Source organism: Rhodococcus sp. DN22, assembly GCF_036669995.1.
In the GTDB taxonomy this organism is placed as follows: Bacteria; Actinomycetota; Actinomycetes; order Mycobacteriales; family Mycobacteriaceae; genus Rhodococcus_F; species Rhodococcus_F erythropolis.
In genome coordinates, this window is sequence record NZ_CP133326.1 from 5228837 (window position 1) to 5249464 (window position 20628).

The window sequence follows — 20628 nt, forward strand, 5'->3', positions numbered from 1 at the left end:
TCGGTCAGATCTGCTCACGAGGAATGAAAATCCACATCACGATGTAGATCAGAAACTGCGGGCCGGGCAGCAGGCACGAGAGTACGAACAGCAAGCGGACAGTCGACGACTTCCAACCGAAGTACCGAGCGATTCCGGCGCACACCCCACCGAACATTGCTCCCGAGCGGGCGCGGGTGAGCTTGCGGGTATTCATCGGGGAGGTCATGTGTTGTTTCCTTTCAACGGAACTCGCGGTTCATCCGCGTCGACCTCCACTATCCGCTGCCGATCCACCTGTGCGCATCAGGCCATGGACCCATCTTTTCCGACGCGGTGTGTCCTCAGGTACGAGTCCGTCCCCGCGTCGGACTCAGGGTTCTCCCCCACACCCCGGCCTCGGACCTCAGCCTCGCACCTCAGCAGGGAAACATGCGTCGAAGCCGTTTCGGAGCCGCAAAAGGTTGCCAGTTGTCGACGTCCTGCGCCAGACGATCGGCAACGGTCCACAACGCCGACGGGTTGTGGGTCAACCCCATGTGACTGCCTTGCACCGCAATGCTTTCCGACAGGCCTGCCGAGGTTTCACAGCACGCTTGCCATGGAACGATACCGTCGTGCCTGGAGTAGACCGACGTGGCGGGAACGGAAATAGGCGATCCCTGTTCGGATTCGATGCCGTCGACCGGAGGCAGTATCGCGTGATTGCCGGACAAACGAGCGTAGAGAGATCCGACTCTCGTCTGCTCCAGACTGGTGAGACCGAAAGGACTTCCCAGTGCCACTACCTGACGCACCGAATCCGGCAGGTCCCTCGCCAGCTTTCGAGCGTAGATACCGCCCAGACTCCAGCCAATTACCGACACCTTCTGCTCGTATCGATCTGCTACCTCGGCCAATGCGGCAGGCAGTCCGTCGACCACCGTCGCCGTCGGACCGGTGTTCAGACCCAGATTCCAACCGTGAACCCGGTATCCGAGAAAGCTCAAGTATGTCCTCAAGGCGAGAGTCGAAACGTCCGAAGTCAGCAATCCGGGGAGAACGAGGACCGGATGCCCGTCCCCACGCGGCGATCGAAGCAACCACGGAGCCGCGAGAAGCAGTGAAGCGATGTCGACCAGTCCGCGCGTCGGTTCGCTCAGACACATCGCCAAGGATGGTGGCCCCGGAACGAGTGGGTCGACTTCACGAATCAGCGTCGATCGCTGTGCCCAATCGAATTCGGTCTCCGCGAAATCGATCGCCGAGACTTCCGCAACTACGGACACCTGAACTCCTGTCGGCCGGTGCCCTCGTCGGGGCGTGTGGTGGGGCGGTTCCGCGAGCTGTGTGCTCAACCCGCGGAACCTTGTCCTCATCCACCACCGGTAGCGAACCAGGACCCGTTCTGCCCACAGATTCGTGACCAAAGGCCTCTCGACCACGCGAACACTGTGTGATCCAGAACACTAGTTTTGGTTACGTTGCATCTACGTTGCGTAGATGTTTCATCGCTACCAAGGAGAATCTCGACAAGTCTTGTCAAGCACTGCGGTAGGCCGTTTCCTCCGGCAGAGCCGTCGGCGCTGCAGGTCCGAAGGGTCTGAGTGAAGTCACGCGGCCAATCGGTTGCGTCTCGATTGATCCCCTTTTCCAGTCGCTGCAACCAGCCTGGAAGCCATGATCGGTACAGACAGCGGTACCCAGATCCGACAGTTCGCATGCCGGATCTGTTTGTCGCGACGTTTGTCGGCGCAGACATTCCCACCGATCCGCAAGACAGCTGTCAGCCTGAAGCCTCGAAAGTCCAGTTCCGGCAGTGGGTCAGGCGCCTACGGCGATGTGCCAGGCCTGGCGTCCCGGCGCGTGACTGATTTCCATTGGCGGCCGGATCGGGGCAACGAGAACAGCAGCAGCACAACTACTCCAGCGAGCACGATACCGATCAGATTGACACCGAGCTGAGCCAGCGAACTCAGCACGACATTCCACTTACCTGCGAAGACCGCAACGACCGCCAATCCCGCAGCTGGCACCGTCGTCACCGAGATGAACACCCCCACCAGGACCGTAGAGGTAGAGGTGACCGTTGCCAGCATGCCAGCCGCTCCCGCCAGCAGTGCTACCACCAGTGAGAACGGCCCCACCTCGTAGATGAAGTCGAATGCGCGGGCGTTCTCGACATCGCCGATTCCGACCCAGCCCAGACGAATCCACAGCAAGGTAGCCAGGCCGGTGAGGGCCATCGCGGCCGGAAACGAGATCGCGAGGGTACGAATCGAATTTCGCACGAGATCTTTGTCTCGACGTACCAGACCCACTGAAAGCGCTGCCAGCGGCCGGAACTCCGGCCCCACCACCATTGCACCGACCAGGGTCAGCGGCGACGCCGTGGCAACACCGACTGCCGAGAGCAAAAACGCGATCACCAGGAAGGCCAGGAACGCCGGAGTCAGTCGGGCACCTTCGCGCACCTGACCGAGCAACTGCTCCCACACCACTGTCTCGTCGGGTCTTCTCGGGGCCGCAGTGTCCGCCCGTTCTGCGGAGAAGGACAGCATGGTTCCCGCCGGCTCGAACGAAATACCGCCAGCCCTCACCAGGTCCAGAGCAGTCAACGCGGCAAGCACGTCGTTCGCGCATGCGCGGGCTACATCGGCCTCGATCACATCTCCCGGCGGATCGACAGCGGCTCTGAGTGCGAGTGTCACATGAGTAGCCCCAGGTTCGGCGGCCAACATGTTCAGCACATCTCCGGTCCGCTCACTCGGCGAGATGACACGCAGATGCAGCACAGTTCCGTCTCCTTCAGCCGGCGGTGGCCTCGGGTGCAGGCAGCATCGACGGCCGGTCCATCACCGGAAACCATAGCGGGCTCGGACATGTCTCAACACCGTGGATTCTCAGCGCTACGAGCCACACTCCCCCGGCGCACATACATCTACCGCACTGCGTTAGTCGCTAGGGCGCTCACGCAGCCGCGACGGTAGTCGGTCCAAGTTGATAGATCGCGTTATCGCGGAGGAGCGCCCACCACACGTTCAGTCTCCGCCTCCCAACGCAAGAACCGCCTGCGTATGACACTGCCCCTCGGCCCGTTTGCGGGTACAAAAAGCCTACGACTGAGCGTTGTGCCGGATACTGTGCTGCGCGGACAGATAGAAGGCCCGCAACAGCCTGCGGTCGTACCTGCGCGGCCGGCGCAGATTTCCACTGACTCGGCCCGAATCTCGCGGCACAGGCGCTAGACCCTGAGATGCCGGCCAATCTGTCTGCGCTTCCGAACGCAGACACGTCACCACCCGTGGCGGCGACATCTGCCCAGCCACCCGCACCAACTACCCGTTTGCGGCCTCGACCGCGGCGTCGTCAATCCGAGAGGCGTTGTATGCCTTCTTGTTCCGGAACCACACTTCCGACTTCGTCCGGCCGAATTTTCGAAGTCCGTCAGGCGATTGATAGGTCGAGTCGTCGAGAACACCGGGCGGCCGTTCTCCTTCAGCCATGCGAACAGCAGCACAAAAAGAGCCATACCCGGCGTCCCCAGGCAGCCCCGAACCGACAAATGTTCGGCCAGTATCGCCCGGGAAAAACGGTAAGGAAATAACAACTGGCAGAAACAGGACCCGCGCAGTCGCTGAACTGCCGTTCGAGCTAGCGCTCAGTTCGAGCAACTCTCGGGTGGCAGATTTTCGGCGGCCCACGTTGTCAGTTCACTGAGAGCGGGGAGCAGCGCCTGCCCCGACGCTGTGAGTTCGTACTCCACGGCGATGGGCGGACCTGCATCGACGCTCCTCGTCACCAGGCCTGCCCCTGTCAACTCCGTCAGGCGTTCCGAGAGCACCGAATCACTGATCCCGCCCACCGCGCGCTTGAGTTCGGAGAATCCCGCCGGCCCGTTCAGCAGCGTGCCGAGAATGACGCCGTTCCACCGTTTGCCCAGGAAGCCGAACGCGCGGGCCAGAGCCCCGTCACATGCGCGGGGCTCGTGTCCCGCTTCGCTCTTGCTTGCCACCCCACCATCCTAGCCACAGTGCTAACGTATCCGTAGGCACTATTTTTTTACTAGCAACTAGCTTTACCGGGTGATGCTCGGTCGAGCTACCACGGAACGGAAACCCCCGATGTCTCTCGACGCAGCCACCCCATTCACCGCCCAGCAACTCGACGAAGCCGGCCGTGAACTCCTCTTCACTGCGGCTCGCACCGCCAACTCCTTCTCGAACGAACCTGTGACCGACGACGAACTGACTGCAATCTGGAAGCTCGCGAAGTGGGCACCGACCGCGGCCAACACCAATCCGCTACGTGTGCTGTTCGTCCGTACCGAGGAGGGCAAAGCACGCCTCGTCGAGCACATGGCAGACGGCAACAAAGCCAAGACCGAGGCTGCTCCTGCAGTTGCCGTTCTGGCGGTGGACACCGAGTTCTACAAGCACATCCCCAACCTGTTCCCCATTCGCCCGGAGATGAAGGACTACTTCGAATCCGACGAGGCCGCCGCCAGTTCGACGAGTCGGTTCAATGCCGCACTTCAGGCCGGCTATGTGATCCTCGCGATTCGCGCACAGGGTCTGGTCGCCGGCCCGATGGCCGGGTTCGACGCCGACGGCATCGACGGCGAATTCTTCGCAGACGGACGTTTCAAGACGATCCTCGTGGTGAACATCGGCCATCCCGGTGAGAACCCCTGGTTCGATCGTCTGCCGCGCCTCTCCGATGAGGATGCGCTCAGCTGGGCCTGAGGCCAATTCGGACAAATCAAGCAATGCGGGAGAGTTCTGCGGAACTCTCCCGCTTTGCCATCTCCAGCGCGTTTCAACTCTGCTCGCAGTGGGTACATACCCGCGTCTCGCAAAATCTCACGTCCAGAACAACATCCGACACGCTGCAATCGGAATTAGTTGCAGTATCTCAGTTTTTGGACGACAGTCGAGGGAAACCCCTCGGCCTACGGAGGCTGCGGGGAAAGCCCTTGTGCGCCGGTCGGTGTCGAGGGAAGACGTTCGAGCGAGCAGAAGTCCGAAGAAAGTGGGTTCGGAAATATGGGCGCCCTATGGGATTTTGTCGTTGCACGACGACAACAATTGATGACCGACTCGTACCTACATGTTTCAGCAGTTATCCAGTCCGTGATCATCGCGACGATTGCCGCCGTGATCATCGGTATTCTCGTCTACCGGAGCCCGGCGGGATCCTCCATCGCTACGGCGTTGGCCAGCACGATCCTGACGGTTCCTTCATTCGCCCTCCTCGGACTGCTCATTCCGATTCTCGGTCTCGGCGTCGCTCCCACGATCACCGCGTTGATCTTGTATGCCCTGCTCCCGATTATTCGGAACACGATCATCGGTCTGGATGCAGTCAACCCGGCGATCACGGACGCAGCCCGCGGTGTCGGAATGAATCGCATGCACGTACTGAGTCGAATCGAGCTACCGATCGCGTGGCCGTCGATCCTCACCGGCATGCGGGTCAGTACACAGATGCTCATGGGCATCCTCGCCATCGCGGCGTACGCCAAAGGTCCTGGTCTGGGAAACCTGATCTTCTCCGGACTCTCGCGTGTCGGTAGCCCGAATGCTGTTCCGCAAGCGCTGGTCGGCACCGTACTGATCGTCATTCTCGCTCTGATTCTCGACGGAATCTACGTCGTCATCGGTCGTCTCACTACTTCGAAGGGGCTGCAATGACTGAAACCATTCCGTCTGACGTATCCACAGATCAGAAGGTATCCGGGGTCGAGATCGTCCTGGAGTCCGTCACCAAGCGGTACCCGGGCCAGAAAGCTGCAGCGGTGGACAATGTTTCGCTGACTGTTCCGGCCGGTGAAATCGTGGTCTTCGTCGGACCTTCGGGTTGCGGCAAGACGACGACGATGCGCATGATCAACCGCCTGATCGAACCTACCTCCGGCAAGATCACCATCGACGGCAAGGACGCGCTGTCGATCGACCCGGACAAGCTCCGCCGTGGCATCGGGTACTCGATCCAGCAGGCAGGCTTGTTCCCGCACTTCACGATTGCGAAGAACGTCGCGACTGTCCCGGGTCTGATCGGTTGGGACAAGAAACGTATCGCAGCGCGCACCGACGAGATGCTCGACCTCGTAGGCCTCGATCCCGATACCTATCGCGACCGCTACCCTCGCCAATTGTCCGGCGGGCAGCAACAGCGTGTGGGCGTGGCGCGGGCGCTGGCTGCCGATCCTCCGGTGCTGTTGATGGACGAACCTTTCGGTGCCGTCGATCCGATCACCCGCGGCCTGCTCCAGGACGAACTGATGCGTCTGCAGTCGGAGTTGGGTAAGACCATTGTCTTCGTCACGCACGATTTCAACGAGGCAGTCAAACTCGGTGACCGTATTGCCGTGCTGGGCAATCAGTCCAGCATCATGCAGTACGACACTCCGGAAGCGATTCTCGCCAATCCCGCAAACGACATGGTCGCCGGATTTGTCGGGGCGGACGCCTCGCTCAAGCAGCTGACCCTGACACGCGTGCGCCAGATCAAACTCAAGCAGTGCCTCACCGCCCGCGAAACCGATTCGGTCGATGATTTGAGAACCGCACTCGCAGCGCGTAAGTGGAAGTGGGCCCTGATTCTCGATCAGCGCGGACGGCCGCTTCGCTGGGTCTCGCCCGGCCACCTCGCCCATGCGTCGACTCTTCGAGGTGTCGGTAACGAGATCGGCGAAGCCGTGTCCATCCAGTCCACCCTGCAGGATGCGTTGGAAGCTCTTCTCGCAGAGAGCAATGCGTCCACCGTGGTCACCGGACGGCGTGGCGAGTACGTCGGTCTCATCACCATCGACACACTGGTCAGCCATCTCTCCGAAATGCGCGAGGAGCATGCGCACGACCACGACGAAGAGCCAGACACCGAGAACGTCGAGGGTTGAACATGACTGCCACGACAGAGGAGCGCGTCTCCGCGCCTGAGATGGAACCGGACGCCCCCGATCTGGGTGCGGCCGAGAACGCCGCCACGCGCCGTGCGGAACGGATGCGACTGTATGTCCAGCCGGTCATCGTCCTGATCCTGGTTGCGGGCGTGTTGATCTGGGCATTCAGCCGAGATCTCAACGCGACGCAGAAGGCGAGCATCAACCTCGACAACATCGTCACTCTGACCTGGCAGCACGTACTGATCACCGCCGCCGTGGTCATCATCGTCGTCGCCATCGCGGTTCCACTCGGAACCCTGCTGACCAGGCCGAAATTCACCCGCCTGGCACCGTTCTTCGTGGGAATAGCCAACATCGGAGCCGCAGCGCCTGCCATCGGCCTGCTCGTGCTGTTCTATCTCGCGACAAGAACGACCGGCTTCTGGATCGGCGTGTTTCCCATTGCGTTCTATTCGTTGCTTCCGGTGCTGCGCAACACCATCCTCGGCTACCAGCAAGTGGACAAGACCTTGATCGATGCGGGGCGCGGGCAGGGAATGTCTTCGCTCACGGTCCTACGTCAACTCGAGTTCCCGATGGCCGTCCCGTACATCCTTGCAGGACTGCGTACTTCGCTCGTTCTGGCCGTCGGTACCGCGACGCTGTGCTTCCTGGTCAGTGCCGGCGGACTCGGCATTCTGATCGACACCGGATACAAGCTCCGCGACAACGTCACCCTCGTTGTCGGTGCCGTACTGGCGGTGTCGTTGGCCTTGCTGATCGACTGGCTCGGCGCGCTCGCCGAAACCTATCTCGGGCCCAAGGGATTGCGATGACCAAGACTTCGATCACCAGAACGTGGGGCTGGAAACTCGCGGTTGCCACGATCGGCCTCACACTTGTCGCTTCATGTGGTCTCGAGTCCGGTGGCGCACTGCCCCTGGCCGTCGGCCCCGGCAGCATCGAGCCGGTTCCGGAGCTCGAGGGTGTGAAGATGACCGTCGGCTCCAAGGACTTCACCGAGCAGATCGTGCTCGGGTACGTCATCGAATTCGCGATGGCCGCTGCGGGCGCGGATGTTCGAGACCTCACGAACATCCAGGGCTCGAACAGCACCCGTGACGCACAGTTGAACGGCCAGATCGATCTTGCGTACGAATACACCGGAACCGGCTGGATCAACTACCTCGGCAACGAGACACCGCTTCCCGATTCGCAGGCGCAGTTCGAGGCCGTCCGCGATGCGGACCTTGCTGCGAACGACATGGTGTGGACCGATCCGGCGCCGATGAACAATACGTATGCATTGGCGATGAGCAAGGAGACCGCTGAGAAGACCGGTGTCAAGACCGTTTCCGACTACGCGAAGTTGGTCGAATCCGATCCCGGAGCTGCGGTGACGTGCGTCGAGACCGAGTTCAACGTCCGCCAGGACGGATATCCCGGCCTGGCAGCGAAATACGGTTTCGACGCCTCTCGTGCCCAACGCCAGATCCTGCAGACCGGCATCATCTACCAGGCGACAGCCGATGGCGATCAGTGCAAGTTCGGCGAGGTGTTCACCACCGACGGTCGCATCATCGCACTCGATCTCGTTCTGCTCGACGACGATCTCCAGTTCTTCCCGAAATACAATCCGGCACTGGTGATGAAAAAGGACTTCGCGGAAGCACATCCGCAGGTAGCAGAAGTCATGGCACCGATCTCGGAGCGACTGACCAACGAGGTGATGACCGAGCTCAACCGGCAGGTCGACGTCGACGGCAAGGAGCCGGCGGACGTGGCCCGCGACTGGCTGGTCTCGGAAGGCTTTGTCACGGCGCAGTGATCGGCTGACCGCAACCCAGCCGAGTAGTTACCGTTTGCGTCCGACGCAGAACACTCGCCGGAACGGAAAGAGCGTTCCGGCGGCTGTTGCGGGGTAGGCCTCCCGCAGCAGATCGGAATACTGACGCTCGAACTCCGGAGCGTCAGCTTCGCCGAGAACGTCGAGCACGGGCCGTAACCCCGTCCCCCGTACCCATCCGAGCACCGGGTCGGCACCTGCCAGCACGTGTACGTACGTCGTCTCCCAGGCGTCGACGTCGAATCCGTGTTCTTGGAGACGCTGCGCGTACTGAACTGGACTGTCGACGCCTTCCGGGCCGCGTAGGACGCCACCCAGTCGCTCACTCCATTCCGCTGATTCCGCGAGATCTCGCATGAGCGCATGGGACGGAGCATCGAAGTTACCCGGCACCTGCCACGCCAGCCACGATCCGGATTCCAGGGTGTCCGCCCACTGGTCGATCAGCTCGCGATGGCTCGGAACCCACTGCAATGCAGCGTTACTGACGACCACGTCGTAACCGGTGGCGTCGAAGGACATGATGTCCCCCAACTCGACGGTGACGTTTCCCGGTAGGTCTGTAGGGGCCTGCGCGACCATTTCGGGAGACGAGTCGAATCCGGATACCGAGGCGTCCGGCCATCTTTCCCCGAGCATCGCGGTCAGGGTGCCTGATCCGCAGCCGAGGTCGGCTACCCGCGTCGGGTCTTCGGTGGCCACCCGTGACACCAGGTCCACGAACGGGCGTGACCGCTCACCCGAATAGCGGCCGTAGACTTCGGGATTCCACGTGACAGTGCGCATGAACCCATCCTGCACCCTGTTCCTGAGAATTGCCGCCCGTCAGATCTCGCTCTTCACGATCCGGCCATTCGAAAATCACCGACGCGGCACCACGGTGGACAGTACGTTCGGCAACCTCGACCAGTCCGCGGTGATGTAACTTGCGTGCTGCCCGGCCAACAGGTCGAGACGCTCGCTCGCCTCGGTTTCGGTGGCATGGGTTCCGTCGATCTGCGGAGCGACCTTGTGCGCGTCGGTCATGACGAGCAGGTAGCCGCGATCGTGGTACCAACTAGGATCCACGACTCCGGCGGTGTAGTCGAGAGCGTCGCCGTCGAAAATCACGAACCACGGACGGATCCCCGGGTCGGTATAGCGGTCGAGACGTGGGTCTCCCGGTGATGCACGGTGAACAGCGGGAAAGGCGGCCCCGAGTTCGACGAGCCCGGCGGAGGACAGATCTCGCAGGTGCGTCGCATACTGCCGGTCCGTCCACTCCGTATCGAGAGGGTTTCCCTCCTCGATCGTTCCCGGTATCAGCTCGAACAGAAATTTCCCGGCCATTTCGGAGGTGCTCGGCCATCCACGCTCGGTGACGGCGGCATCCGGGGTGGAGTAGGAGTCCCCCATCAGATCGGCCGGCGTGAAAACCGCGTCTCCGAGTGTCCCGAGAATCAGGGCGTCGAGATCCGCGGGCCCACGTCCGTACCCGGCAGTGAACCCGTCCTTGATTTCCAACTTGATCATCACCGGCGGGTGCTCGGGATTGGCCTCGTGCCACGCCCGCATATCTGCCAGGCATCCACGGAATCCCTGATCTCGTAGACCGCTTCGCAACCCGGATGCGTCCTGAGCGCCGACGCAGTTGCTCTCGCTCGCCACCGGATTCATGTGCGACACACGCCAGTCCGGACCGCCCACGTTGGTCCACAGGTCCAGCTCGAGCAACGACGCCCCGGAATCCAAAGCGTCGGCGAAGTACGGAAACGTCGCCTTCTCGTAGGAATTGTGGACCCCGACTGACGTGGTCTCGGAAAACGAGCGCACTTGGTTCGTAGTCGTTTCGGCGCCGGCAGAGGGCGCCGAGACGACCGCCACGAACGCACTCATACCGGCTACCAGGATTGCTCGCATGTTCGACACTCTCGCAGAAATCACCCCACGGCAGGATGGAATCGTCAGAGTTAACTGGACAATCGTCTAGATTGCATCGGAGTGGGGCATGATTTCAGGCGGTGGGTGAGGGCAATTGTCAGGCCAATAGCATCAGTGCCGGAACTGATCCGAGTCAGAGCACTCGCCGCACACTCGCAGGAGGAATCGCATGCAGCTGACTCAATTCGTTCACCGATCCCTACGAGCGTCGCCCGAAGCGGTGATGACGATCTCCGACGGCCGAGTGCGCACGTCTCGCGAATCGGTCGACCGGATCAAGAGGCTCGCGGGCGGGCTGCAGACGTTGGGCCTGCGCACCGGTGACAGAGTCGCGATCTTGGCATCGAACTCCGACTATTACCACGAGGCGCTCCTGGCCTGCTGGTGGTTCGGAGCAGTGGCCAGTCCGGTCAATTCTCGCTGGAGCACGGCGGAAATCAGGTACGCCCTGGAAGATTCAGGGTCGACGGTATTACTCGTGGACGAGAATTTTGCTTCCGTCGGATCTACCCTTCGCGAGGCGTGTCCAGGCCTGACCACTGTCGTCTACTGCGGCAACGACCGAGTTCCGGACGGAATGCTCGACTACGAACGGGTGATCGCGGAGGCGATTCCGGTCGACGATCTGCGCGTCGGCGGCGACACGCTTGCACTACTCCTCTACACCGGCGGGACCACCGGAGTGCCGAAGGGCGTGATGATCAGCCATCAAGCGCTGATGACCTCGGCGCTGGGCACTCTCGCGGCAGGCGGCGTGGCAATCAGCAACGGAACGAACCTCGCGGTGAACCCTCTGTTTCACATTGCCGGGATCGTCGGATGGTTGGCTCAGTCGCTGATGGGTGGAACCCAGGTCTTCGTAGCGAACTTCAGCCCACGGACGTTCCTCGAGGCCGTGGACCGCTATCGCCCGACAACCGTGGGTCTGGTGCCGACAATGCTCCAGATGTTGGTCGCCCACAAAAACGAAACGGGCGAAGACGCAACCACCTACGATCTGTCCAGCGTCAGGATCCTGAGATACGGCGCCTCGCCCATATCTCCGACGCTTCTCGGGCAGGTCATGCAAATGTTCCCCAACAGTTCCTTCGCTCAGGGCTACGGGATGACTGAAACCGCGCACATCAGCATGCTGAGTCCAGCCGATCACCTCGAAGGTGGTGATCTCCTCCGCAGCGCTGGTCGCGCGCTCCCTCATTGCGAGGTGAAAATCGTCGATCCGGCCGGCTCGGAACTCCCACCCGGCAAGGTGGGCGAAATCGTCACGTTCGGCAGCCACGTCATGCTCGGATACTGGAACAAACCGAAGGAGACCGCAGAAGTGCTCCGCGACGGGTGGATGCATACCGGCGACGCCGGATACCTCGACGCCCGCGGTTACCTGTTCATCGTCGATCGCATCAAGGACATGATCGTCACCGGTGGCGAGAACGTCTACTCCACCGAGGTCGAAAATGCTCTGGCACAACACGAATCCGTCGCGGCCTGTGCCGTGATCGGTCTGCCCGATGCCCAGTGGGGCGAGCGTGTCCATGCCGTGGTCGTCCTTCGGCATGGTTTCGACGCCGACGCCGACGAACTGCGCGCTCACGTGAAAACGCTGATAGCCGGATACAAATCTCCGCGCACTTTCCAATTCGTCGATGCATTGCCGCTGTCGGCAGCAGGCAAGGTGCTGAAGCGCGATCTTCGTTGCAACGCAACGTAATCCTTTACGACGGTCAGGATTACAGCTTCAATGTCGGTTCTGGGTCGGTGATCAAGCGGTGCAGTGACGGCGACGCCGCTACGGCCTCTCCTAGTTGCGTCGCACTCGCGATTTCGTCGCCGAACTCCGATCGCCAGGCGTGCAGTCGACGCGTCAGTTGTTGCAATCGGTATTCGCGGGTCATGCCGATTGCACCGTGTGCCTGGTGGGCGGCGCGGACGCTCACGAGCGCATTCTGCGAAACCACCAATTTGGTTGCGCTCACTTCGAAGTCGGCGTCGCCTCTGATGAGTGCATGTGCAGTGCGATCGACGGCCAGCGTGGACATCGAAGCCATCTGAGCAAGCGTCACGATATGCTGCTGGACTGCTTGAAACTGCGCGACGGGCCTACCGAATTGCACCCGGTCGGACACATAGCGCCGGGTCAACGTCGACGCCGACTCCATCGCTCCCGACATCTGCACCGAGCGCAAGAACGCGCCGAGCTTGCTGAGAATCCGGGCATCGACCGGGTTGTCGCCGTCAATGGTCCGCGCTTCGGAGAACGTCAGGCTCTCACGCGGTTGCCCCGCAAGATCCGTCCCGCCACCGATCTCGGCGTCGGAGATGTCAAGGAGTACGACGCGATCACCGAGAACTGCTGCCAGCACTGATGCGGCACTACCCCACGGCACGTCGTGAAAGGTTCCCGACAGGAAACCGTCGTCGGTCCGGCGCACATCGTCGCGCGGCGAACCCGGGGCGACCGTTGCGATTCCGGAGGGCACGGGTAACCCGCCCGCTGTTGCCAGCCTGCCCGCGAGGTACGTCTCGGCGAGCGGCAGCGGCGCAGCGTGCCTCGCCGCCGCGCGCTGGACAGTCACGGCGTCGAGGAGCGAGCCACCGGAACCACCAACCGATTCGGGAAGACCGACCAGAGGTAACCCTAGTTCGACTGCCGCGCTCCATAATCCGGCGGGCAGACCGCCGATCTCCGCCTGCGCTACCACCTCGGTGCCGGACTTCTCGGCGAAAAATTGCTCGACCATCGATTCGAGGTCGGCGTCGAATGTATACGCGTTGATCTGTGACCCCGAATTCATCGGTCCAACCCTTTCACGATCACGGTGCGGAGAATTTCGTTGGTACCGCCGCGAATCGACCACGACGGCGCCACCAGCACGGCCCGGGCGAGCAGCGACTCGTACGGATCGTCGGATGCAAGGTCCGGAGCCCGGCCGAGGTGCCGCGCGACGGTCGCAACACAGTCCTGTTCGAAGCGTGTTGCCATCTCCTTGATCAGCGCGGCCTCCGTGACCGGCGAGCGACCGGCGTCGACCATCCGTGCGATGGACAGCGACATCCCGCGAAAAGCCCAGCAGCGTGCGGTAATCGAGCCCAGATCGGCGAGGGCAGCTGGACCGCCTTGCGCTGCTTGGTTGGCCGCGAAGTTCTCGAGGACCGGCATCAGCGACATCCAACGGTCGACGCCACCTCGCTCGAGTGCGAGTTCACCGGTGTTTTGTCCCCAGCCCGCTCCGACGTCTCCGAGGCGACGCGAATCCGGCACGAAAACGTCCTGGAACGACACCTCGCAGAAGTCCTCACTACCGTCGATGAACGGAATGGGTGAGACGGTCAGACCCTCGCTGTCGCGATCGACGATCAGCTGAGTGAGTCCGTTGTGCTTGTCTGCCGAGGTTCGAAGCAGGGCGAGTATGTGTGTGGCGTGGAAGGCGCCGGTGGTCCAGATCTTGGTGCCGTTGACTTTCCAGCCACCATCGACACGTTCGGCGCGAGTGCGCACCGATGCCAGGTCCGAACCCGAGTCGGGCTCACTCATCCCGATCGAGAACGAGAACTCACCGCTCGCGATACCGGGAAGGAAGTACCGCTTCTGTTCTTCCGTGCCGTTGGCGGCGATGCTCGGACCCGACTGTCTGTCTCCGATCCAGTGATAGCCGACCGGCGCTCCCCGCGCGAGAAGTTCTTCGACGACGACCAATCGATCCACTGCTGACCGTCCGCCCCCGCCGTATTCCTTCGGCAGCGACATGCCGAGCCACCCACGTCGACCCAGATCTCGCGAGAACACCGGATCCACCGCCCCGGCCATCCCGAGTCCGAGCGAGTAGGTACCGGGGGTGAGTCGCTTGTCGAGGTACTCCCGCACGTCAGCCTGAAGAGCAAGCTCCTCGATCGTCAGTTCTGTTGCGTCGAAACGCATGACGTCTCCGATCAGTTTCGTGAGTCGATCCGCCGCCCGTGGCGCTTACCCGAATTTTTCATGCGCCCAGCAGCAGGGCGCAGCCGATCTCGAAGAGTCTGTCCGACAGGTCGTCGCGACGGCGAAGCCGGCCGATTCGGACGGCGTTCTCCACAACTGTCAAAGTGGCATTGACGGTGATCCTGGCGGTGGCGGACTCGAGGCCCGGACGGACTTCTTCGAGCATCTTGACCCATAGCGCGACGTACTCACGTTGATTCTGTTCACACGTGCGGCGGAACTTGTCCGGTAATTGGTCGAGTTCGCTGATCAACAACCCGATCAAATGACGCTCGTTGATCGCGAAATCGATATGTGCGGCAAGCAATCCGGACAGCGCGTCCTCCGGGCCGGTTGCGGCGCCGAGAGCCTGTGCAACGCCGAGCCGGCGACGCTCGCCGCCCCTCGCGACCGCGGAGATCAGCAGGTCGATCTTGGCATCGAAGTGGTTGTACACATTCGGGCCTGTCGTCCCTGCAGCCTCACCGATGTCCTCGGTATTGACTGCTTGATATCCACGCTCGTCGAACAGCCGAATTGCTTCGGTCAACAAGAGTTCACGTCTGGGTATCACAACGGGCAGGTGACCCGTTGCCGCCACGACTTTCACTTCTGAGCGACCCAGTTCCGCGTATGCAGCGCGGTCTGCCAACTCGACAAGCAGCAGTTCCATCTGACGCCTCGGCAAGGACACTCGATGCGAAGACACACTGTTGAAGACTGCGATGACAGCCCAGGCGAGCAGATAGCTGTCTTCCTCGTCGAGGTCGGGACGCTCAATTCGGATCAGCGCTGCATCGCGCGAAGCTGCACTCTTGAGGGTCGAACGCATTTCCTCACGTTGCTCGTCAGGCAGATAGCGTGCCTCTCGCTGCCACAGGAGCGACAGACCCCGACGTTTGGACACCGATGCCGCAAGTTCGGTGATCAGTGTTTTCAGATCCTCGGCACCTGCGACCCGATCGTAGAGCGATTCGATGCCTGCGTTGACCGCGGCGTAGAGGAGATCCGGCTTGTTCTTGAAGTGCCGATAGAGCGCAGGTGCCGTGATTCCAACTGCAGCAGCCACCTGAGCGACAGACACGTTGTGATAACCGTGCTCACGGAAAAGCTCACCTGCAGCCGCAAGAATCTGCTGCTTACGGTCGCGGGGCCTGCGTACGACCATCGTGACTCTCTCCTTCGCGGCAGCGGACAAGCTCAGAGTACCGAGCCGAGGAATGAAGCAATGAACCGAACCGTCTACAGCAGCGACGATCCGATGCACCGTTCACGAACACGGAATCCCGCTCAGGAGTAGATGAACGACTCGACCATCCCTCGTTCGGCGGCTCTGTCTGCAAGCGGCCACGCCAACAGCATCAACACGATCCGAACCACCCACTGCGACTCTTGACCTTCAGGATCCAATCCTGCAAGTTCCAGTGCAGTACGCGGGAGCAACGGCGAGGACACGAGATACTCGTCGATTCCGTTGGCCCGCGCTGCCGCAAGGCCGTGGCTCATGGCAGCGTCGGATCTGATCGCGTCGACGGCGACGAGGATCGACTCCACGATGCGCTCGTCGCCGTGCAGTGATTCGACGGCGGTTGCGACCTGGCTCGCCACGGATGCCGCGCCTCGTGACAACAACCCCTCGCGGATCGCGGACTTGCCACCTACGTAGCGGTAGAGCGTTGCCCTCGAACAGCCTGCGCGGGCAGCGACGTCGTCGGCGTTGAACCTATCGAATCCCTGTTCTCGAATCAGCTCTGCCGCAGCCGCGAAGATGCGCTCGGTTGCGAGTTCACGGCGGTTACCGCCGGCCAACCAGTCGGCGGCGCGGCGCTCGTTTGCACCGGTCACTCTCCGTCACCTCGTCTCACTCTGAGACAGATTCAATCAGAAATCTCAAGGCTATGGAAGGCCGCGAGCCTCTGACCTGGAAGAAGTACGAGGGGGTTGAAGTGCGTGAGATTTTCTCAAAATGCCAGTTCAGAGGCATGTTCCACCTGTTGACTTCTCCTCGACGGCCGTGAAATCTTCCCTTCGTGACACCATCGACGCTCGACATCAACCCTTTCCTGCCGTCGAACATCGACGACCCGTACCCGCTATACGACGTACTCCGGCGCGAGCACCCCGTGTACCGCATTCCTGATACCGACTTCTATCTGGTGTCCACGTGGGAATTGGTCACCGAAGCCGTTTCCCGTACCGGCGACTTCTCTAACAACCTCACCGGCGTGCTGGTTCGTACACCGGACGGTTCGGCCGTGACCTTCGACATGAACGGCGGCGGCCAAGCTGTTCACGTTCTCGCGACTGCCGACGAGCCCGACCATCAACACCAGCGCAAACTTGTCTTGCCGACACTGGTCGCCAAACGTATACGAGCACTCGAGCCGGTGATGACCGAGTACACGCAGCAGTTGTGGGACAACGGCTTCGACGGTCGACGGATCGAATGGGTCACGTCGGTAGCGGACACGCTGCCGCTGCAGATGGTTGCCACGCTGATCGGCCTGCCGGCACACGACGTCCCCCAATTGCTGGCGTGGTCGTACGACAGCACCGAACTTCTCAGCGGCATCGTGACCGCAGAACGGTTGACAGGCGTCGTCACCTCGGCGGCCGAACTCACCGGGTACCTCTACAGCAAGTTTCGTGAGGCACGGGCTCACCCGGTGGATGATCTACTCGGAGACCTCGTCCGTTGCTGTGACGCAGGCGAACTCAGCGAAGACGTGGCCGTGCTGATGTTGGTGCAACTCGTCGGTGCGGGTGGCGAATCGACCGCCGGACTGATCGCCAACTCTGCACGGTTGCTCGCCGAGCGACCTGAGATTCAGACGCAGCTGCGCGAGGACCCTCTACTCGTGGGCGCGTTCCTGGAAGAAACGCTCAGGCTCGAGTCACCCTTTCGCGGACATCACCGACATGTCAACGCGGACACGACACTCGGTGGCATGACACTGCCCGCCGGCAGTCATCTCATACTGCTGTGGGGTTCGGCGAACCGCGACCCCGAGTCGTTCGTCGAACCACGGGTGATGAACCTCGACAGAGTCAATCCCCGAGCACATTTCGCCTTCGGCAAAGGAGCACATTTCTGTGTCGGGGCCGCGCTGGCTCGTCTGGAAGCAAAGATCGCGATCGCAGTCCTTCTCGAAAACAGTGCGCACTTCACAATCGATTCCGAATCCCCACCCCGTTGGGTCCCCAGCATGTTCGTACGCCGCCATCAGAGTTTGTGTCTCGCTGTCACCGGATAGTTTCACTCAGTTGTCGAAATTGTGGGCTATCCAGTCGATCGTCTGCATTCCGAACAGATCAGTTCCCCAACCGTATGGATTCGTGAATGCGCGGTCCATACTGCAGTCGGTGGGCTGGTAGCTCACGTCGGTCCCTCCACTCCTGTACGTGTCCGCCAGTTCTCGCGCATCAGCTGCCGGTACAAGTGACATCGGGGAGTCGTCCTTTGCGCACGACGTTATCAATACCTTCGACGCCGGAGCACCGTGGCCCAGTACGTTGTCGTCGTACGCGCGCTGGAAACTGGGTTCTGTGATCGGATCGATCCCCGGCTCGAAAAGGCTCGCCAGCGGTACGAACGGAAGCGTGAAGTACGCCGGCATCTGGCACTCATCCCGGTACACGTCGGCAATCGCTCGGCCCACGGGATTGAGCTTGTCGTTCAACTTCATCTCGGGATACCACGGTTCGAGACCGAGGAGCGTCGCAAATCCGAAGCCTGCGCCGACCGAGGAATCTGTTGTCTCCATGAATGTTCGGGGCTTGATCACCATTCCCTCGAGGACTGTCGAGACGATGTCGAGTTCCGGTGCGTAGGACTGCGCAGATTCGGCGGCGAATGCAGTACCGACTCCACCACCAGCGATTCCGAACAACGCAATCTCCGCCTCAGGATTCAGCTCGGAATCCTGCAGCTGAAATGCTGCGCGCACAGCATCCAACTGCGCGTGCCCCGCGAACTTGCCCGCGAAGACCCCGTGGGGATCACGGTCTCCGTTGTTCCCGACGTCGGAAATTACTACGGCATAACCTTTTCCGAACATCAGCGCCAGCGGACCCAAGGCCGACCAGGAGGCGCCGTCCAGCGGATCGCCGCCGGTCCAGTGTGAACTCGGATGACAGTAGCCGCCGACGCTGTCGTTGGCCTCCTGATAGCTGATGATCTTCTTCTCCGATGCCGGTGTTCCGTCGATCGGGATCATCATGATCCCGGTGCTCACCACCGGCGTCGAACCGTCGATTCCGGTTGTGACGTACATGATCTTGTAGGCGTCGAGCTGTCCCGGTTTGTATCCCGTGAACAGTACATCCACCTTCTTCGACTTCAGGAGGTCACCGGGACGCTCGACGCCGATCAACACCGGCTCGTCGTAAAACGGATCATCGGCGGTGAGCGCAGTGAAGATCTCCTCTTCCGACGCGAACTCCCCCGACCTGAGCGCACCGACCGTGAACCCGTTGAAAATCTCTCCCAGAGTGGGAGTATCGGTCCGAAACTCCTGGGATACCGGAGCTTGCGCATCGTCTGGAACACCACTGCCTGGGGCCTCGGCCCCAGCAGTCGCAGGCAGAACCAGCGCAACGGTCAGCGCTACCAGCGGGGAAAACCTTCGAAATCTGGCACCCGACATCACTGAACCGTCACTTTCAAACTGGAGAGGGCCGATTCGAGCGTTTGTGGGAGGGTCACCATCGGGCGGTGACTCTCCAATTGAATTTCGTAGGGAACACTCAATGTGGCTACGAGCCGTGGCCAATCTTCTTCGACCATCACTCGGTACTTCGGCAAGAGCTGTGAGGTGATGTAGTCCCACCGTTCCTCGTACACCGACCAGTTCCAATCCGGGAGGGGCAGTGTCACTGTCGCGGTGCGTCCGTCGGCAAGTGTCGTCGTGAACTCGAGGGGCCGGAACGAGCGAGGCGGGACCACGCCGGCGACCGAGGGCGAGCCGGCAACGGTCGATGCGTAGGTGATCGCTTCTCCCACATCACCTTTGTAGGCGCGCACGGTATCCCACTGGTCGCGGATGATCACCCCTTGCTCACGTTGGAGCAGTGCTACGTTCCCACGTGCAATCCGATTCGAATCGCCGGAAGCTACATCACGCCAGGCGTCCATGACATCCTGACCGAACATTCCGGCACTCTGCATTTCCTCCAGCGCGGGAAGTCCTTCATCCACGTATGCCTGATGCATCGGCATCAGATCCGAGAAGATGTTCTTCTGCATCACCAGGATCATCCCCAGCACATAATCCAAGTCGTCCGCCGTGACGTTCCTGCCCACCGCGGCGAGCGCGCGCAGCCCTGCCGGCAATTGGTTCAGCGCTTGCACGCCAACCTGATCCGTGACCTGAGAAACTATCGAATTGGCAACATATTGCAGATTCGGAAACGAGTACATGTCCGCCATCAGTTCGAAGTCGATCAGTCCTCCGCCGAAGTCCGCACCAACCTGTCCGCCCATGCCCGCCCACTGCAATTCCGGGTGACCGAGTTGCAGATCCTCGTAGTAGCGGTACGACTTCACCAGGTTCGTGCGATTAGCCGACACTCCGGCGCGCGGATTCCACGATGAGAGATCGATTCCGGCGGCTTCCGTGGCAGCGACCAATCGATACTGAAACAGCAAGGCCGCATAGGATTCCGGACTGCGACCACTGGCGCGGGCTTCTTCCACAAGGGCTTGCAAGGTGCCGAGATCAGTCGGCAACGCGGGATGGACACCGCCCGGACCGTGTTCGGCATTCCGATTCACCAAAGGCAAATTCACGTACTCGTCCAGCTCGGACGCCGACGCTGAAATCTGTACCGAGAGCAACGCGGACATCGCCAGCGCACATGCCGTCGCGGCTGCCAATACGTCGCGCGCCCAACGACGTCGCCGAACACCTGCCCCCAGGTTCATCCGCATATCGATCCCTGTACTCAGGTCGGCACCGCCCCGATCGATTGCCGAATCCTACCTACTTTGCAGTAAGATAACTGAATCTGGGAGAAAATCCAAATTCCGAATCAACATCTCTGCAGCGACTGAAGCCATTGCAG

General features: G+C 61.3%; 20 protein-coding genes and 1 pseudogene. 7 read left to right on the forward strand and 14 right to left on the reverse strand.

Annotated features, from left to right (window positions below; all coding sequences use genetic code 11):
• Window positions 1-4 precede the first annotated feature (4 nt).
• The 6 genes and pseudogenes from RA302_RS23930 to RA302_RS23955 all read right to left on the reverse strand — a co-directional run bounded on the left by RA302_RS23930 (window position 5) and on the right by RA302_RS23955 (window position 3973).
• Window positions 5-208, reverse strand: coding sequence for a PspC domain-containing protein (locus RA302_RS23930; RefSeq protein ID WP_003939828.1), 204 nt, complete (start codon window positions 206-208; stop codon window positions 5-7).
• A gap of 190 nt (window positions 209-398) precedes the next feature.
• Window positions 399-1247, reverse strand: coding sequence for an alpha/beta hydrolase (locus RA302_RS23935; RefSeq protein WP_030535210.1), 849 nt, complete (start codon window positions 1245-1247; stop codon window positions 399-401).
• 543 nt (window positions 1248-1790) lie between these two features.
• Window positions 1791-2753, reverse strand: coding sequence for a DUF389 domain-containing protein (locus tag RA302_RS23940; protein WP_021332068.1), 963 nt, complete (start codon window positions 2751-2753; stop codon window positions 1791-1793).
• 175 nt (window positions 2754-2928) lie between these two features.
• Window positions 2929-3270 (reverse strand): annotated as a pseudogene (locus RA302_RS23945) (transposase); the annotation flags it as partial.
• 26 nt (window positions 3271-3296) lie between these two features.
• The gene (locus RA302_RS23950) at window positions 3297-3464 is read right to left on the reverse strand and encodes a hypothetical protein (RefSeq protein ID WP_155277909.1); all 168 of its coding nucleotides are present in this window, start codon (window positions 3462-3464) and stop codon (window positions 3297-3299) included.
• Window positions 3465-3619: 155 nt separating this feature from the next.
• Window positions 3620-3973: a helix-turn-helix domain-containing protein gene (locus RA302_RS23955; protein ID WP_030535209.1), complete on the reverse strand. Its 354-nt coding sequence runs from the start codon at window positions 3971-3973 to the stop codon at window positions 3620-3622.
• A gap of 109 nt (window positions 3974-4082) precedes the next feature.
• Between RA302_RS23955 and RA302_RS23960 the strand changes: the two genes are divergently transcribed.
• The 5 genes from RA302_RS23960 to RA302_RS23980 all read left to right on the forward strand — a co-directional run bounded on the left by RA302_RS23960 (window position 4083) and on the right by RA302_RS23980 (window position 8672).
• Window positions 4083-4703 carry a malonic semialdehyde reductase gene (locus tag RA302_RS23960; protein WP_030535208.1) on the forward strand — a complete coding sequence of 207 codons (621 nt, stop codon included), beginning with the start codon at window positions 4083-4085 and terminating at the stop codon, window positions 4701-4703.
• A gap of 300 nt (window positions 4704-5003) precedes the next feature.
• Entirely contained in the window at window positions 5004-5651 is a 648-nt protein-coding gene (locus RA302_RS23965; RefSeq protein ID WP_019745160.1) for an ABC transporter permease subunit, read from the forward strand.
• Window positions 5648-6859, forward strand: coding sequence for an ATP-binding cassette domain-containing protein (locus tag RA302_RS23970; protein WP_007731456.1), 1212 nt, complete (start codon window positions 5648-5650; stop codon window positions 6857-6859). The genes RA302_RS23965 and RA302_RS23970 overlap by 4 nt, the downstream gene beginning before the upstream one ends.
• A 41-nt stretch (window positions 6860-6900) precedes the next feature.
• The gene (locus RA302_RS23975) at window positions 6901-7680 is read left to right on the forward strand and encodes an ABC transporter permease (RefSeq protein ID WP_007731455.1); all 780 of its coding nucleotides are present in this window, start codon (window positions 6901-6903) and stop codon (window positions 7678-7680) included.
• Entirely contained in the window at window positions 7677-8672 is a 996-nt protein-coding gene (locus tag RA302_RS23980) for a glycine betaine ABC transporter substrate-binding protein (protein ID WP_003939988.1), read from the forward strand. The genes RA302_RS23975 and RA302_RS23980 overlap by 4 nt, the downstream gene beginning before the upstream one ends.
• A 27-nt stretch (window positions 8673-8699) precedes the next feature.
• On the opposite strand, the gene RA302_RS23985 is transcribed toward RA302_RS23980, so the two are convergent.
• Entirely contained in the window at window positions 8700-9476 is a 777-nt protein-coding gene (locus RA302_RS23985) for a trans-aconitate 2-methyltransferase (RefSeq protein WP_030535206.1), read from the reverse strand.
• Between the two features lie 75 nt (window positions 9477-9551).
• On the reverse strand, window positions 9552-10589 hold the full coding sequence (locus tag RA302_RS23990; protein WP_037125754.1) for a phosphatidylinositol-specific phospholipase C domain-containing protein: 1038 nt from the start codon (window positions 10587-10589) through the stop codon (window positions 9552-9554).
• A 190-nt stretch (window positions 10590-10779) separates the two neighbouring features.
• Here RA302_RS23990 and RA302_RS23995 point away from each other — a divergent pair, with 190 nt between their 5' ends.
• Window positions 10780-12318 (forward strand): long-chain fatty acid--CoA ligase, encoded by a 1539-nt coding sequence (locus tag RA302_RS23995; protein ID WP_030535204.1) that lies wholly within the window; start codon window positions 10780-10782, stop codon window positions 12316-12318.
• 19 nt (window positions 12319-12337) lie between these two features.
• Here RA302_RS23995 and RA302_RS24000 read toward each other — a convergent pair whose 3' ends face one another.
• From RA302_RS24000 to RA302_RS24015, 4 genes are all read right to left on the reverse strand, one after another.
• Window positions 12338-13402 carry an acyl-CoA dehydrogenase family protein gene (locus tag RA302_RS24000; RefSeq protein ID WP_030535203.1) on the reverse strand — a complete coding sequence of 355 codons (1065 nt, stop codon included), beginning with the start codon at window positions 13400-13402 and terminating at the stop codon, window positions 12338-12340.
• Window positions 13399-14526, reverse strand: a complete 1128-nt coding sequence (locus RA302_RS24005) for an acyl-CoA dehydrogenase family protein (RefSeq protein WP_030535202.1) — start codon at window positions 14524-14526, stop codon at window positions 13399-13401. The genes RA302_RS24000 and RA302_RS24005 overlap by 4 nt, the downstream gene beginning before the upstream one ends.
• Window positions 14527-14584: 58 nt before the next feature.
• Window positions 14585-15733, reverse strand: coding sequence for a TetR/AcrR family transcriptional regulator (locus RA302_RS24010; RefSeq protein ID WP_030535201.1), 1149 nt, complete (start codon window positions 15731-15733; stop codon window positions 14585-14587).
• Window positions 15734-15855: 122 nt separating this feature from the next.
• Window positions 15856-16410 carry a helix-turn-helix domain-containing protein gene (locus tag RA302_RS24015; RefSeq protein WP_007731448.1) on the reverse strand — a complete coding sequence of 185 codons (555 nt, stop codon included), beginning with the start codon at window positions 16408-16410 and terminating at the stop codon, window positions 15856-15858.
• A gap of 185 nt (window positions 16411-16595) precedes the next feature.
• Between RA302_RS24015 and RA302_RS24020 the strand changes: the two genes are divergently transcribed.
• Window positions 16596-17819: a cytochrome P450 gene (locus RA302_RS24020; protein WP_030535200.1), complete on the forward strand. Its 1224-nt coding sequence runs from the start codon at window positions 16596-16598 to the stop codon at window positions 17817-17819.
• A 6-nt stretch (window positions 17820-17825) separates the two neighbouring features.
• Here the strand turns inward: RA302_RS24020 and RA302_RS24025 are convergent, their stop codons facing one another.
• Both RA302_RS24025 and RA302_RS24030 read right to left on the reverse strand, forming a co-directional pair.
• Window positions 17826-19214, reverse strand: a complete 1389-nt coding sequence (locus tag RA302_RS24025) for a lipase family protein (protein WP_030535199.1) — start codon at window positions 19212-19214, stop codon at window positions 17826-17828.
• Window positions 19211-20494, reverse strand: coding sequence for a hypothetical protein (locus tag RA302_RS24030; protein ID WP_030535198.1), 1284 nt, complete (start codon window positions 20492-20494; stop codon window positions 19211-19213). Before RA302_RS24030 ends, RA302_RS24025 begins: the two co-directional genes overlap by 4 nt.
• Window positions 20495-20628 lie beyond the last annotated feature (134 nt).